General features: G+C 59.2%; 15 protein-coding genes. 1 reads left to right on the top strand and 14 read right to left on the bottom strand.

Features of this window, described 5'->3' with window-relative positions:
* Positions 1-84: 84 nt before the first annotated feature.
* From rpoD to rpsU, 4 genes are all read right to left on the bottom strand, one after another.
* Complete coding sequence (gene rpoD, locus MM194_RS03640) at positions 85-1,980, bottom strand: RNA polymerase sigma factor RpoD (RefSeq protein ID WP_338010722.1); 1,896 nt, start codon at positions 1,978-1,980, stop codon at positions 85-87.
* 183 nt (positions 1,981-2,163) lie between these two features.
* Positions 2,164-3,951, bottom strand: a complete 1,788-nt coding sequence (gene dnaG / locus MM194_RS03635; protein WP_241342684.1) for a DNA primase — start codon at positions 3,949-3,951, stop codon at positions 2,164-2,166.
* Between the two features lie 88 nt (positions 3,952-4,039).
* Positions 4,040-4,483 (bottom strand): GatB/YqeY domain-containing protein, encoded by a 444-nt coding sequence (locus MM194_RS03630; protein WP_241342682.1) that lies wholly within the window; start codon positions 4,481-4,483, stop codon positions 4,040-4,042.
* Positions 4,484-4,497: 14 nt separating this feature from the next.
* Complete coding sequence (rpsU, locus tag MM194_RS03625; protein WP_005309452.1) at positions 4,498-4,713, bottom strand: 30S ribosomal protein S21; 216 nt, start codon at positions 4,711-4,713, stop codon at positions 4,498-4,500.
* Positions 4,714-4,892: 179 nt separating this feature from the next.
* Between rpsU and tsaD the strand changes: the two genes are divergently transcribed.
* Positions 4,893-5,906, top strand: a complete 1,014-nt coding sequence (gene tsaD / locus MM194_RS03620; protein ID WP_033128827.1) for a tRNA (adenosine(37)-N6)-threonylcarbamoyltransferase complex transferase subunit TsaD — start codon at positions 4,893-4,895, stop codon at positions 5,904-5,906.
* Between the two features lie 68 nt (positions 5,907-5,974).
* Here tsaD and rpoS read toward each other — a convergent pair whose 3' ends face one another.
* The 10 genes from rpoS to eno all read right to left on the bottom strand — a co-directional run bounded on the left by rpoS (position 5,975) and on the right by eno (position 14,105).
* Positions 5,975-6,955: an RNA polymerase sigma factor RpoS gene (gene rpoS, locus MM194_RS03615; protein ID WP_241342681.1), complete on the bottom strand. Its 981-nt coding sequence runs from the start codon at positions 6,953-6,955 to the stop codon at positions 5,975-5,977.
* 46 nt (positions 6,956-7,001) lie between these two features.
* Positions 7,002-8,072 (bottom strand): LysM peptidoglycan-binding domain-containing protein, encoded by a 1,071-nt coding sequence (locus MM194_RS03610; RefSeq protein WP_033128829.1) that lies wholly within the window; start codon positions 8,070-8,072, stop codon positions 7,002-7,004.
* Between the two features lie 9 nt (positions 8,073-8,081).
* Positions 8,082-8,663 carry a YqaA family protein gene (locus MM194_RS03605; protein ID WP_241342679.1) on the bottom strand — a complete coding sequence of 194 codons (582 nt, stop codon included), beginning with the start codon at positions 8,661-8,663 and terminating at the stop codon, positions 8,082-8,084.
* Complete coding sequence (locus MM194_RS03600) at positions 8,660-9,277, bottom strand: protein-L-isoaspartate(D-aspartate) O-methyltransferase (RefSeq protein WP_033128831.1); 618 nt, start codon at positions 9,275-9,277, stop codon at positions 8,660-8,662. Before MM194_RS03600 ends, MM194_RS03605 begins: the two co-directional genes overlap by 4 nt.
* 4 nt (positions 9,278-9,281) lie before the next feature.
* Positions 9,282-10,043 (bottom strand): 5'/3'-nucleotidase SurE, encoded by a 762-nt coding sequence (surE, locus tag MM194_RS03595; RefSeq protein WP_241342677.1) that lies wholly within the window; start codon positions 10,041-10,043, stop codon positions 9,282-9,284.
* A complete protein-coding gene (gene truD, locus MM194_RS03590; RefSeq protein WP_241342676.1) occupies positions 10,024-11,082 on the bottom strand; it encodes a tRNA pseudouridine(13) synthase TruD in 1,059 nt (352 codons plus the stop codon). The genes surE and truD overlap by 20 nt, the downstream gene beginning before the upstream one ends.
* Positions 11,082-11,558, bottom strand: a complete 477-nt coding sequence (gene ispF, locus MM194_RS03585) for a 2-C-methyl-D-erythritol 2,4-cyclodiphosphate synthase (protein WP_241342675.1) — start codon at positions 11,556-11,558, stop codon at positions 11,082-11,084. The genes truD and ispF overlap by 1 nt, the downstream gene beginning before the upstream one ends.
* The gene (gene ispD / locus MM194_RS03580; RefSeq protein ID WP_241342674.1) at positions 11,555-12,262 is read right to left on the bottom strand and encodes a 2-C-methyl-D-erythritol 4-phosphate cytidylyltransferase; all 708 of its coding nucleotides are present in this window, start codon (positions 12,260-12,262) and stop codon (positions 11,555-11,557) included. Before ispD ends, ispF begins: the two co-directional genes overlap by 4 nt.
* Positions 12,255-12,572 carry a cell division protein FtsB gene (gene ftsB / locus MM194_RS03575; protein ID WP_033128836.1) on the bottom strand — a complete coding sequence of 106 codons (318 nt, stop codon included), beginning with the start codon at positions 12,570-12,572 and terminating at the stop codon, positions 12,255-12,257. The genes ispD and ftsB overlap by 8 nt, the downstream gene beginning before the upstream one ends.
* Positions 12,573-12,803: 231 nt before the next feature.
* A complete protein-coding gene (gene eno / locus MM194_RS03570; RefSeq protein WP_033128837.1) occupies positions 12,804-14,105 on the bottom strand; it encodes a phosphopyruvate hydratase in 1,302 nt (433 codons plus the stop codon).
* Positions 14,106-14,110: the final 5 nt, after the last annotated feature.

Raw genomic sequence — 14,110 nt, 5'->3', positions numbered from 1 at the left:
GGACGGGACACCTGATAAAACAAAGCCCCGCATGGCGGGGCTTTTGACAAGGCTGTATCGGGTTGACTACCCCCTACCCTGAGACTACTCGTCCAGGAAGCTGCGCAGCACTTCCGAGCGGCTCGGATGACGCAGTTTACGCAAGGCCTTGGCTTCGATCTGACGAATACGCTCACGGGTCACGTCGAACTGCTTACCCACTTCCTCAAGGGTGTGGTCAGTGTTCATGTCGATACCGAAACGCATCCGCAGCACCTTGGCTTCACGGGCAGTCAGGCCAGCCAGCACTTCGCGGGTCGCGTTGCGCAGGCTCTCGCTGGTGGCCGCATCCGCTGGCAAGGCCAGGGTGGTATCTTCGATGAAGTCGCCCAAGTGGGAATCTTCATCATCACCGATGGGCGTCTCCATGGAGATGGGCTCCTTGGCGATCTTCAACACCTTGCGGATCTTGTCTTCCGGCATGCCCATGCGCATCGCCAGCTCTTCCGGGTTCGGTTCACGACCCATCTCCTGCAGCATCTGACGGGAGATACGGTTGAGCTTGTTGATGGTCTCGATCATGTGCACCGGGATACGGATGGTACGGGCCTGATCCGCGATGGAGCGGGTAATGGCCTGACGGATCCACCAGGTGGCATAGGTCGAGAACTTGTAGCCACGGCGGTACTCAAACTTGTCCACAGCCTTCATCAGACCGATGTTGCCCTCCTGGATCAGATCCAGGAACTGCAGACCGCGGTTGGTGTATTTCTTGGCGATGGAGATCACCAGACGCAAGTTAGCTTCAACCATCTCTTTCTTCGCACGGCGGGCCTTGGCCTCACCGATGCTCATACGACGGTTGATGTCTTTGATCTGGGCGATGGAGAGGCCGGTTTCCTCTTCGATCTGCTGCAGCTTGCCGATGGCACGCAGCACGTCTTCGTCCATCTCGAGCAGACGCGGAGACCAGGCCTTGCCAGCCTGTTTCTGGTATTCAAACCAGGCGGTCTCGCACTCGTTGTTGGTGAAGGCCGCGACGAAGGTTTTCTTCGGCATCTTGGCCTGCTCAACGCAGAGTTTCATGATGATGCGTTCCTGCACGCGAACCCGCTCCATCATCTCGCGCATGTTGTTGACCAGGCGATCGAACTGCTTGGGCATCAGGCGGAATTGACGGAACACATCGGCCAGCTGGGCGATAGCGGCCTGGGTGTCATCGTGGGCACGACCATTCTTCTGAATGGAGAGACGGGTTACTTCGTACTGGGCACGCAGCTCACCGAACTTCTCACGGGCGACTTCAGGATCCGGACCACCGTCCCCCTCGTCATCGGCGTCGTCGCCATCCCCATCTTCGTCTTCGTCTTCGTCTTCGTCTTCGTCAGCCAGGTCATCTTCGCTGAGCTCGGAGCCGATATGAGTGGCGGTTGGCGCCACGTCATCCGCTTCGTTCGGATCGATAAAGCCGGAGATGATATCGGACAGACGCAGCTGCTCGGCTTCGTACTTGTCGTACTGTTCGAGCAGGTAAGTGATAGCTTCGGGGTACTCGGCAACGGAGCTTTGTACCTGGTTGATACCGTCTTCAATCCGCTTGGCGATGTCGATTTCGCCTTCACGGGTCAGCAGTTCGACGGTACCCATTTCCCGCATGTACATGCGGACGGGATCGGTCGTGCGACCAATCTCAGATTCAACAGATGCCAGAGCCTGGGCCGCTGCTTCGGCAGCGTCCTCATCGGCGGTACCACCTTCAGCCATGATCAAGTCGTCGGCATCCGGGGCGTTCTCCACCACCTGGATACCCATGTCGTTGATCATCTGGATGATGTCTTCGATCTGGTCAGAGTCGACAATGTCTTGCGGGAGGTGATCGTTCACCTCGGCATAGGTCAGGTAGCCCTGTTCTTTACCTTTGGCAACGAGGAGTTTAAGCTGAGACTGCGGGGTTTGCTCCATAGAACTCATCCGGTTGGTGTTGCTAGGTTGCGCGTACAGTGCGCTGCTGCGCAAATAGCCAATTCTAATAGAAAACCGCCAGACATGCTATGTCTGGTTGCGGCGTCGGTCATGAGAAACCCCTGCCCGCAGTATTGTCGGGGCCAGGCGGTTATAAAATTTTTGCTTTTAATCCCGTCGATTCGGGCAACAGTAGACATATTGGGGCCCATCACTCAAATATCAAGCCCCGCTCTCATTTCTTTTCTCGGTCTGTACTTCTTTGATCAGCATCATCAGCTCCTGTGTTTCCTCAGAGCTTAGTCCCTCCTGAGCCACCTTAGCCTGCAATTCTTCAATTCGTTGCTTCAGGAACTGATTGATGAATCCGACGAAGGTATCCTGCAACTCCCCCAAAATATCCGGCTCCTGGTCGAGCTTGATATCTTCAAACAGGTCATGCATCGCTAGCTGAGCGAGGATCTCCCCCTCCCGAGTACCGCGCCAATGCTCCAGCAAGATGCCGGTGGTGACAGCGGGTTGGGACAAGATCTGTTGATGCAGTTGCAGCAGGAATTTGATGCCCTGCACTCGCAATCCGGCTAGCTCCGGCATGGCCGGCAGCTCGGCCGTCACCGCCGGATATTGCAACATCAACGCCAGCGCGCGGCGGATCGGAGTCAGCTTGGCGGCTTTGGGTTTGGTCAGCTCGGTCTTTGGCTGACTGTTGCGGGCAAACAGCTCGGCGATCCGCTGCTTGTTCTCTCCCCAGCGCATCATGCTGGAGAGTCGGGTGATAAGTCCCTCCCGGGTGAAACCTTCCGGCACCCGGCGAATAAGCTCGGCCGCCTTGTTGGCGACTTCGAACTTGCCCGCCTCACCGGAGAGGGCGGCATCCCGTCCCAGACGCTCGAACATGAAATCGGCGAAAGGTTGTGCCTCGTCCAGCAGGGCTTCGAAGCCCTCCTTGCCAATCTGGCGCACCAGGGAATCTGGATCCTCACCATCCGGCAGGAACACAAACTTGAGCTCCCGCCCGTCCTGCAGGTGAGGCAGCGCATTGTCCAGCGCCCGCCAGGCCGCTTCACGACCGGCATTGTCACCGTCATAGCAGCAGACCACTTCGGCCGTGGTACGGAACAGGGTGTGGATATGGTCGCTGGTGGTGGCCGTACCAAGCGCAGCCACCGCATAGTCGATGTCATACTGACCGAGCGCCACCACGTCCATGTAGCCTTCCACCACCAGGATCCGGCGAGGATCCTTGTGTGCCTGCTTCACCTCGTAGAGGCCAAACAGTTCTCGTCCCTTGTGGAAGATGGGGGTTTCCGGCGAGTTGAGGTACTTGGGCGTGCCGTCCCCCAGCACCCGGCCACCGAAGCCAATGACCCGGCCACGCTTGTCACGGATCGGGAACATGATGCGATCGCGGAAGCGATCATAACTGCCGGGGCCGCTATCACGCGTGATCAGCATACCGCCTGAGATGAGCAACAGCTCGTGATCCCGGCTGGCACCAAAACGGCGTCTGACCTGATCCCAATCTGCAGGGGCATATCCGATATTGAAACGCTTGACCACTTCCCCGGTCAGACCACGGCCCTTCAGATATTCAACAGCTTGGGGGGCATTCTTCAGATTGCTCTCGTAGAAGCGGGCAATCTGGCTCATCAGCTCAAAAAGATCCTTGCTGACAGCAGGCTGTGCCTTGCCCGTCCCGCCCGCATTCTGCTCACGGGGCACCTGCATGCCCTGCAGGTTGGCAAGCTCTTCGATGGCATCGGGGAATTCGAGTCCGTCGTACTCCATGACAAAGCCGATGGCGTTGCCGTGGGCGCCACAACCGAAACAGTGATAAAACTGCTTCTCCTGGCTGACGGTGAAAGAGGGGCTTTTTTCGTTATGAAAAGGGCAGCAAGCCTGATAGTTCTTGCCGGCTTTTTTCAGACGCACTCGTGAGTCGATCAGCTCGACTATGTCTGTGCGTACGAGCAGATCATCGATAAAGGATTGTGGGATCCTGCCTGCCATAACCGTCCTGTTTCATGACTCGGAAAATAAAAAAGCCGCGCATTCACAGGGAAGCACGGCTTCTTTCGACTAACAAGAGAAATGCCTGTTATGCCAAGCGGGTTTTCACCTGAGCGCTGACAGCGCCGACATCGGCACGCCCCTGAATCTTTGGCTTCAAAACAGCCATGACCTTGCCCATATCAGCCATGACGGCAGCACCACTTTCAGCGATGGCTTGCTCGATCAACGCGGCAATTTCGTCTGCGGTCAGCTGTTGCGGCAGGAATTCCTGCAGAACCAAGATCTCGGCAGACTCTTTGTCGGCAAGATCCTGACGACCGGCAGCTTCAAATTGGCTGATGGAATCGCGGCGCTGTTTGACCATCTTGGTCACGACAGCGAGGATATCCTCATCATTGAGCTCGATACGGGAATCAACTTCACGCTGCTTGATTTCTGCCATCAACAAACGGATCGTCCCCAGGCGAGCCTTATCTCTGGCAAGCATGGCGAGTTTTTGTTGATCCTTGAGTTGATCCTTCAGAGACACGGCATTACCCCCAATTAGTACAGGCGGATACGACGTGCGTTTTCGCGGGACAGCTTCTTGGCGTGACGCTTAACGGCAGACGCTTTGGCGCGCTTACGGATGGTAGTCGGCTTCTCGTAGAACTCACGGCTACGAACTTCAGACAGGATACCGGCCTTTTCGCAAGAACGCTTGAAGCGACGCAGAGCAACGTCAAACGGCTCATTTTCACGGACTTTGATTACTGGCATGTGCCTTTCACCTCAGTGATATATTGTTAGCTGACCATCAGTCGATCAGCATGTCTTAAAATGGTGCGAAATTATACTCTGGACAGGGAATGAAAGTAAACCCGTAGAGATCGCTCTGGTTTAAAAAACCCGCGAAGGTTACCATAGCCGTCTCATTTTAGCAGTGAAATTTTTTAGCAATGCGTGTATTGGGCATAGAGACATCCTGTGACGAAACCGGGATCGCGATCTTCGATGATCAAAAAGGGATCCTTTCCCATCAGTTATACAGCCAGGTCAAGCTGCATGCGGACTACGGTGGCGTCGTCCCCGAGCTTGCCAGCCGGGATCATGTGCGCAAGACGATCCCCTTGATCCAGGCCGCATTGCAAGAGGCGGGACTGGGCAAAGATGACATCGACGGCATCGCTTACACTGCCGGTCCAGGTCTGGTTGGCGCCATTCTGGTCGGTGCCACCATAGGCCGCTCCCTTGCCATGGCGTGGAACAAACCGGCCATTGCCGTGCATCACATGGAGGGTCATCTGCTGGCCCCCATGCTGGAAGAGAAAGCCCCCGAATTCCCCTTCGTGGCGCTACTGGTCTCCGGCGGTCACTCCATGCTGGTGCGGGTCGATGGTATCGGCAGCTATCAGCTGCTGGGAGAGTCCATCGACGACGCCGCTGGTGAGGCCTTCGACAAGACCGCCAAGCTGATGGGGCTGGACTATCCAGGTGGCCCCCTGCTCTCGCGCCTTGCCGAGAAGGGCACTACCGGACGATTCGTCTTCCCGCGCCCCATGACCGACAGACCCGGCCTCGACATGAGCTTCTCCGGCCTCAAGACCTTTGCCGCCAATACTATCGCCGCCAATGACAACGATGAGCAGACTCGTGCCGACATCGCCCGCGCCTTCGAGGATGCGGTGGTCGACACCCTGGCCATCAAGTGCCGCCGTGCCCTGAAAGAGACGGGTCTGCAGCGCCTGGTTGTCGCCGGTGGCGTCAGCGCCAACCGCCATCTGCGGACCCAGCTGGCCGAGCTGATGGAGAGCCTCAAGGGCGAGGTATTCTATCCCCGCACCGAATACTGCACCGACAACGGCGCCATGATCGCCTACGCCGGCATGCAACGCCTCAAGGCTGGCGTGTTTGAACCCCTGGTCATCAAGGCGGTGCCACGCTGGCCGCTGGACACCCTGGATCCGGTGTGATCCACAAGATCCATTGCAATATAAAAAAGGGGCCTCAGGCCCCTTTTTGTTGTTTCTGACTGCAAAGCTTAGTTTGTGCGGAACAATGCCTCGATGGAGAGCCCTTGCCCCATCAGGATCTCCCGCAGACGGCGCAGCCCCTCCACCTGGATCTGGCGCACCCGCTCCCGGGTCAAGCCAATCTCGGCCCCCACGTCTTCCAGGGTGGCAGGTTCATAGCCGAGCAGGCCGAAGCGACGAGCCAGTACCTCACGCTGCTTGGGATTAAGCTCCTCCAGCCAGTGCACAATACTGGCACGCATGTCGTCGTCCTGGGACTCCAGCTCCGGGCCCATGCCGCGCTCGTCGGAGAGCACATCCAGCAGCGCCTTGTCCCGATCGCCGCCGATGGGGGTATCCACCGAGGTGATCTTCTCATTGAGCTTGAGCATGCGATTCACGTCATCGACCGAGCGATCCAGCGCATGGGCAATGTCCTCGGCGGTAGGTTCATGATCGAGACGATGAGAGAGCTCGCGAGCGGTGCGCAGGTAGACGTTCAGCTCTTTGACCACATGGATGGGCAGACGGATGGTGCGGGTCTGATTCATGATGGCCCGCTCTATGGTCTGGCGGATCCACCAGGTGGCATAGGTGGAGAAACGGAAGCCGCGCTCGGGATCGAATTTTTCGACCGCGCGGATGAGACCGAGGTTGCCCTCTTCGATGAGATCCAGCAGCACCAGGCCCCGGTTGTTGTAGCGTCGGGCGATCTTGACCACCAGACGCAGGTTGGATTCGATCATGCGCTTGCGGGCGGCTTTGTCACCGCGCAAGGCACGACGGGCGTAATAGACTTCTTCTTCGGCCGTGAGCAAGGGGGAGAATCCTATCTCCCCCAGGTAGAGCTGGGTGGCATCCATTACCTTGTTCAGTTCGGGCACCATGAGCTCGTCGGAGATAGTCTCCTCAGCCTCGGCGGTGACTTCCTGAACTTCTTCCTCTCGAGACTCCAGCTCCTCGTCGAACTCTAACTCTGCATCCTGCATTACCAGTTGTTCTTGGCTCATGATATGTCTCCCTGACCTGAACCAGAGCAAGACTCAGCTCTCTGGGTTAACGCTTTGGCAAATAGCCCATCGGATTGATTGACTTGCCTTTGTACCGGATTTCAAAGTGCAGGCGCACATCCGGCGCATCCGTGCTACCCATATTGGCGATGACAGCTCCGCCCTTGACGGAGTCTCCCTCCTTCACCCTCAACTCGTCGTTGTGGGCATAAGCCGAGAGGTAGTCATCGTTGTGTTTGAGAATAATCAGCTTGCCATAACCCCGCAGTGCGCTACCCGCGTAGACCACCTTGCCACCACTCGCGGCGTAGATGGGTTGCCCCTTCTGGCCCGAGATATCGATACCCTTGTTACCCTGTTCCGCAACAGAGAAACCTTCGACGATCCGGCCTTGTGTCGGCCAGTGCCACGAGAGTGTCGACTGGGAGTTGCTGTTTTTTTGTTCTGTCGACTGAGCGTATGCTGTTGAAGATGCCGGAGCAATGCTTTTTTGTGAGATGAATGGGGTGGTCGTACCTGCTGGTGCAGTCGCCAGCGGTTTGGGGCCGGAACTGGCCACAGCCGGTGTCGTCACCGCCACCATCTGACCGCCGCTCGCCGCACCGGACGACGGCACGCTCAGCACCTGGCCGACATGCAGCCCATAGGGTGCCTGCAGGTTGTTGCGCTGTGCCAGCGTCTGATTGGACACATTGAACTGGCGGCCAATGCTGCTCAGAGTGTCGCCACGGCGTACTTCATAAGTGCCGTTACTGGCCCCGCTGCTATGGCTGACAGCACTAGCTGTGCTCACCACAGTACCGGATGATGCGCCATCCAACCTGAGCTGCTGGCCCGGATAGATGTTGTAGGGAGGGCTGATGCCGTTGAGGCTGACCAGGGATGCGACATCCATGCCCGAACGGAATGCGATGGAGTACAGGGTATCCCCCTTCACCACTGTGTAACTGCCACCCTGCATGCCCGAATTGGCCATGTTTTGACGAGTCGGGATGGTCGAGGCAATGGGGTCATTGCCGAGACTCTGTACCGGGGCAGCAGTCTTGCTGGAAGAGCAGGCAAGCAGCAGCCATGACAACACGACGACACTACTTCCTTGCCAAACACGCGAACGCATAGTGGATCCTTAACGACTAAACCAGAAATAGGCCGCAATGGCCAAACCAATACAGAGCCAGCCGAGCACATCCACATAGTGCATCAGCTTGCGCTCCATCTTCTCACCGCCCCAGCGCATCAGGCCCGCCACCAGGAAGAAGCGCATACCACGACCTATCAGCGAGGTCAGGATGAAGGGCAATAGCGCCATGTGGAGCAGACCCGCCGTGACGGTAAACACCTTGTAGGGGATCGGCGTGAAACTGGCAATAAAAATCACCCAGATGCCCCATTGTTCAAACCACTGCTCGGCCAGGGCAATCTTGTCTTCATAACCGACCGAGACCACCAGCGGCTGTACCACGGGCTCCCATAAGGCGTAGCCAAGCAGGTAACCAAACAGTGCCCCCAATACCGAGCACAGGGTCGCCAGGGCGGCATAGTGCCAGGCCCGCCGGGGCTTGGCCAGCGCCATGGGGGCCAGCATCACATCCACCGGGATGGGCCAGAACACCGACTCGATAAAGGCAGTGATCGCCAGATAATAAGGTGCGTACTGATGGCGGGCCCAGCGCATCACCACGGCATAGAGTCGGGAGAACAGCGTCACTCAACATCTCCGTCGATAAGAGGAACGAAACGCACCGGCTCCAGGACCCGGCTGGTCAGCTGGGAACCAGAACGTTCGATCAGCTGCAGCGTCTGCTGGCTGTCACCCACCGGCAACACCAGACGGCCGCCATCGGCCAGTTGATCGGTCAAGGCCTTGGGCACCTCGCTCGCCGCCGCCGTCACCAGAATCGCATCGAACGGCCCCTTATTTGGCCAGCCCAGCCAGCCGTTACCATGCTTGGCCGAAACGTTGTGCAGATCGAGCTGACGCAACCGGCGCCGGGCCAGAAATTGCAGCGACTTGATCCGCTCCACCGTATAGACATGCTCCACAAGATGAGCCAGCACCGCAGTCTGATAACCGGAACCCGTGCCTATTTCCAGCACATGGGCCGGATTGTTCTGGATCAGCAGCTCGGTCATCCGCGCCACCATGTAAGGCTGCGAGATGGTCTGGCCCTGACCGATGGGCAGAGCCGTGTTGTCCCAGGCTTTGTGCGCCATGGCTTCATCTACAAATAGCTGGCGCGGCACTTTCGCAATCGCCGCGAGCACGCGGAAATCGCGAATGTCCTGAGCGATCAGCTGGTTCAACAGGCGCTGTACGATCACCGCGTCATCCCTGCAGATCCAACCAGGCTCCCAGACTCGCCAGACTGCCGTAGGCCGTCATGTCGATGGTCAAGGGGGTGATAGAGACATAGCCCTGCTCGATGGCGGCGAAATCCGTGCCCTCCCCCGCATCCTGCTGGCTGCCCGGCGGACCTATCCAGTAGATGGGTTGACCACGGGGATCCTCTGTGTGGATCACCGCCTCGGCCCGATGGCGATTGCCAAGACGGGTCACCCTGATCCCCTTGATCTGCTCGATCGGCAGATCCGGCACATTGACGTTGAGGATCTGGTCGGCAGGCAAGGGGTGCACCATCAGGCCTCGCACCAGCTGGGCCGCATAGTGGGCGGCCGTGGCGAAGTGGGTCTTGCCCACCAGGGAGATGGCGAGCGACGGGAAGCCGAGGTGACGTCCCTCGGTCGCGGCCGCCACTGTGCCCGAGTAGATGACATCATCCCCCAGATTGGCACCGTGATTGATGCCGGCCACCACCATGTCCGGCTCGGGGCGCACCAGCTCATTGACCGCGAGGTGCACGCAGTCGGTCGGCGTCCCCTTGACCGCATAGCTTTTGATCCCGTGAAAGGCAGCGTCGCTGATGCGGGTGACCCGCAGCGGCACCTCCAGCGTCAGAGAATGACTGGCGCCACTGCGGTTGCGATCCGGCGCCACCACAATGACCTCGCCACAGGCCGTCAGTGCCGTGCTGAGGGCAAGGATCCCCTCGGCATGTACTCCATCGTCATTACTGACCAGAATTCGCATCGGTTGGGTTCCTGAAACCGTGATCGGCCTCTTCGGCCTGCATTAACTCGCGTACCACGCTGGTGGCAAAGGCGCCCGCCGGCAGGAAGAACGACAGGGTCAGCGCATCGGCGCCCAGCTCCCAGCTCATTCCTTCCGGTTGCAGCAGCAGCGGGCGTCTGTCCTGATCCAGCCCGGCCTTCTCCAGGCCAGCGCACCAGTCGGGGTAAGCGGCCAGCACGCCCAGCTCGAATTCGGCGGCGGCGCCCTGACTGGCCAGCCGGCCACGGCCCCACTGGGGAGCGGTCAGCTGCACGTCACCTGAGGCCAGCCGCGCCTCCAGCTCAGGCGTCACCGCCTCCTCACTGAAGATGGAATGGCTGCCCTTGAGCATCAGACAATCGCCAGCCAGCAACTGGTGAGCCCGCCCCTGCTCGATGCGGGCGCTGACGATGGCGTTGAACAACATGCTGCGGGCGGCGGAGAGATAGAGGGAGCGCTTGTTGCGATCATTGATCCGCTTGCCGGCGAACATCGCCTTGGCCGCCTCCAGGTTGTTGCCACCGCGACCGAAGCGCTGCTCGCCGTAATAGTTCGGCACCCCCTGGCTGGCGATGGCCTGCAGACGAGATGCCAGCCCATCGGCTTGCTCTATGTCGGTCAGGCGCAAGGTGAAGTGATTGCCCTTGAGGTAACCGACCCGCAGCTTGCGGTTGTGGCGCTTGACTTGCAGGATCTGGATGCCATCGCTCTGGATGACCGACAGATCCGGCTCGGCCTTGCCCGGCAGGTGAATGCCGAACCACTGCTCGGTCACCGCATGGCGGTCCTTGAGGCCGGCCCAGGTCACCGCGTTGCGATTGACCCCGGCCGCATCGGCCAGCAGGCCCGCCACCCAGGCGGTGTTTTCGCCGGTCTTGCGCACCCGCACGAAGATATGTTCACCCTCTCCGCAGGGTTCGAAGCCTAGATCCTCGACCACCACGAAGTCACTGGCCTCGGCCTTGAGGATGCCGCGGGCAGTCGGCGCCCCGTGCAGATAGCTAAGCTGTTCCAACATTATTGTTTCACCAGTAAGACGACGGCTTCGGTGGCGATCCCTTCCTTGCGCCCCGTGAATCCAAGCTGTTCGGTGGTGGTCGCCTTGACGTTCACCCGGTTCAAATCACATTTCAAATCCGCCGCCAGCACGGCGCACATGGCGTCGATATGGGGGGCCATCTTGGGTGCCTGGGCGATGATGGTCACGTCCAGATTGCCGATGGCATAACCCGCCTGCTGCACCCGGGCAAACACGTCCCGCAGCAGGATACGGCTGTCGATCCCCTTGAACTCGGCGGCGGTATCAGGGAAGTGGCGGCCGATATCACCGGCACCGATCGCCCCCAGCAGCGCATCGCTCACCGCGTGCAGCACCACATCACCGTCGGAGTGGGCCAGCAGCCCCTGTTCGTACGGCACCGCTACCCCGCCCAGCATGCAGGGGCCGACCCCGCCAAATCGGTGTACATCAAAACCATGTCCAATGCGGATCATGATGGCTCCTTGAACGATGAATTCTGTTGATCTAAAAACAGCCCCGCCAGAGAGAGATCCTCCGGCCGGGTCACCTTGATATTGTCGGCGCGCCCCTCAACCATGCGCACCGAGAAACCGGCCCGCTCCATTGCGGAGGCCTCATCGGTGATGCTGGCGCCGAGCGTCAACCCTTCCTCCAGCGCCCGCCTCAGGGAAGCGGTGGGGAACATCTGCGGGGTCAGTGCATGCCAGAGCTGTTCGCGCTCGACGGTCGCCACTATGTTGCCAGCTGCGTCGGTGCGCTTCATGGTGTCCCGCACCCGACTGCCGAGGATGGCGCCATCGCAGGCCAGGGCCGCCGCGATGAGCGCATCGAGATCGCCGTGGCAGAGGCAGGGACGAGCGGCATCGTGCACCAGCACCCAGTCCGAGCTCGCCACCTGCAGGGCATTGAGCACCGAGTAGGCGCGCTCCGCGCCGCCTTCGACCCGCAGGATACGTGGATCGGCCGCGATGGACAGGGCATCAAACCAGCCATCGTGGGGCGCCAGCGCCACTATCACCTGGGCGATGGCCGGGTGGGACAGCAGACAGCCGAGGGTATGCTCCAGAATGGTCTTCCCCGCCAGCGGCAGGTACTGCTTCGGGCACTCGGCGCCCATGCGGCTGCCGATACCGGCGGCCGGGACTATGGCGGTCAGCCCGGTTGGCAGATCAATCATCGTAGGGCGCACCGTCCGGCTCTGTTACCTGGTCTTTTTCCTTGGGAATGATCCGGTAGAAGGTCTCGCCCTGCTTGATGTAACCAAGATCGTTGCGCGACAGCTCCTCGATGGCCTCGAGGCCCGAGGTGAGATCGTCGATCTCACGATAAATCAAATTGTTGCGATCCTTGAGAGTCAGATTGTCCTGCTGCTGCCGGTTGATGGCATCGGAGAGTTCCCGATAGTCGGAGAGGCCGTTCTTCCCCAGCCAGAAATCATACTGCAGCCCTCCCAACAGGAAGAGCAGGATAAGAGTGAATAGCCGCATGCACTGAATCTCCTTCAAGCGGCCTAGTTTCCCATATTCGCAGGCAAGACAAAAGGAAGCCGGTGTGCCAGACGGGCAAGGGAGAATAAAAAAACGGGCGGGATCCGGGGGGCGGATATGAAAAAACCGAGACAGAGAAGATGGTGAGGCTTTGTACCGCCCAGGCAACAGAGACGAAAAAGCCCCGCCACAAGGTGGCGGGGCTTTGCGCAGCTCAAGTGAAACTCGGCATTAAGCGTGGTTTTTCACTTCTTTCAGACCGCGGAACGGAGCCTTGGCACCCAGGGCTTCTTCGATACGGATCAGCTGGTTGTACTTGGCAACACGGTCAGAACGGCTCATGGAACCGGTCTTGATCTGGCCAGCAGCGGTACCCACGGCCAGGTCGGCGATGGTCGCGTCTTCGGTCTCACCGGAGCGGTGGGAGATGACGGCAGTGTAGCCAGCGTCTTTGGCCATCTTGATGGCAGCCAGAGTCTCGGTCAGGGAACCGATCTGGTTGAACTTGATCAGGATGGAGTTGGCGATGCCGTTGTCGATACCGCGCTTCAGGATGCTGGTGTTGGTTACGAACAGGTCGTCACCCACGATCTGGATCTTGCTACCCAGTTCCTTGGTCTGGTAGGCAAAGCCATCCCAGTCGGATTCGTCCAGGCCATCTTCGATGGAGACGATCGGGAACTTGGTGGTCAGATCGGCCAGGTAGTCAGAGAACTCGTTGGAGGTGAAGATACGACCTTCGCCCTTCAGGTTGTACTCTTTCTTCTCTGCGTCGTAGAACTCGGAAGCAGCGCAGTCCATGGCCAGGGTGATGTCGGTGCCCAGCTTGTAACCGGCAGCGGCAACGGCTTCGGCGATCACTTCCAGCGCTTCGGCGTTGGACTTCAGGTTAGGCGCGAAGCCACCTTCGTCACCAACGGCGGTAGCGTAGCCCTTGGACTTCAGTACCTTGGCCAGGTTGTGGAACACTTCGGCACCCATGCGGATGGCTTCTTTCAGAGTCTTGGCGCCAACCGGCTGGATCATGAACTCCTGGATGTCGACGTTGTTGTCGGCGTGCTCACCACCGTTGATGATGTTCATCATCGGCAACGGCATGGAGTAGACACCCGGGGTGCCGTTCAGCTCGGCGATGTGAGCGTACAGCGGCAGGCCCTTGGAGGCAGCAGCAGCCTTGGCGGCAGCCAGAGAAACGGCCAGGATGGCGTTGGCGCCAAACTTGGATTTGTTCTCGGTACCGTCCAGATCGATCATGATCTGGTCCAGAGCGGCTTGGTCCTTGGCATCTTTACCCAGCAACGCTTGGGCGATCGGGCCGTTGACGGCGGCAATGGCTTTCAGTACGCCTTTACCCAGGAAACGGCTCTTGTCGCCGTCACGCAGTTCCAGCGCTTCGCGGGAACCGGTGGACGCGCCAGACGGAGCGGCTGCCATACCAACAAAACCACCTTCCAGATGAACTTCGGCCTCAACGGTCGGGTTACCACGGGAGTCGATGATTTCACGACCGATCACTTTAACGATCTTGGACATGTGTA

It is taken from the genome of Aeromonas sp. MR16, from assembly GCF_022549315.1.
Taxonomy (GTDB): domain Bacteria; phylum Pseudomonadota; class Gammaproteobacteria; order Enterobacterales; family Aeromonadaceae; genus Aeromonas; species Aeromonas aquatica.
This window is presented reverse-complemented; position numbering and strand designations above follow the sequence as displayed.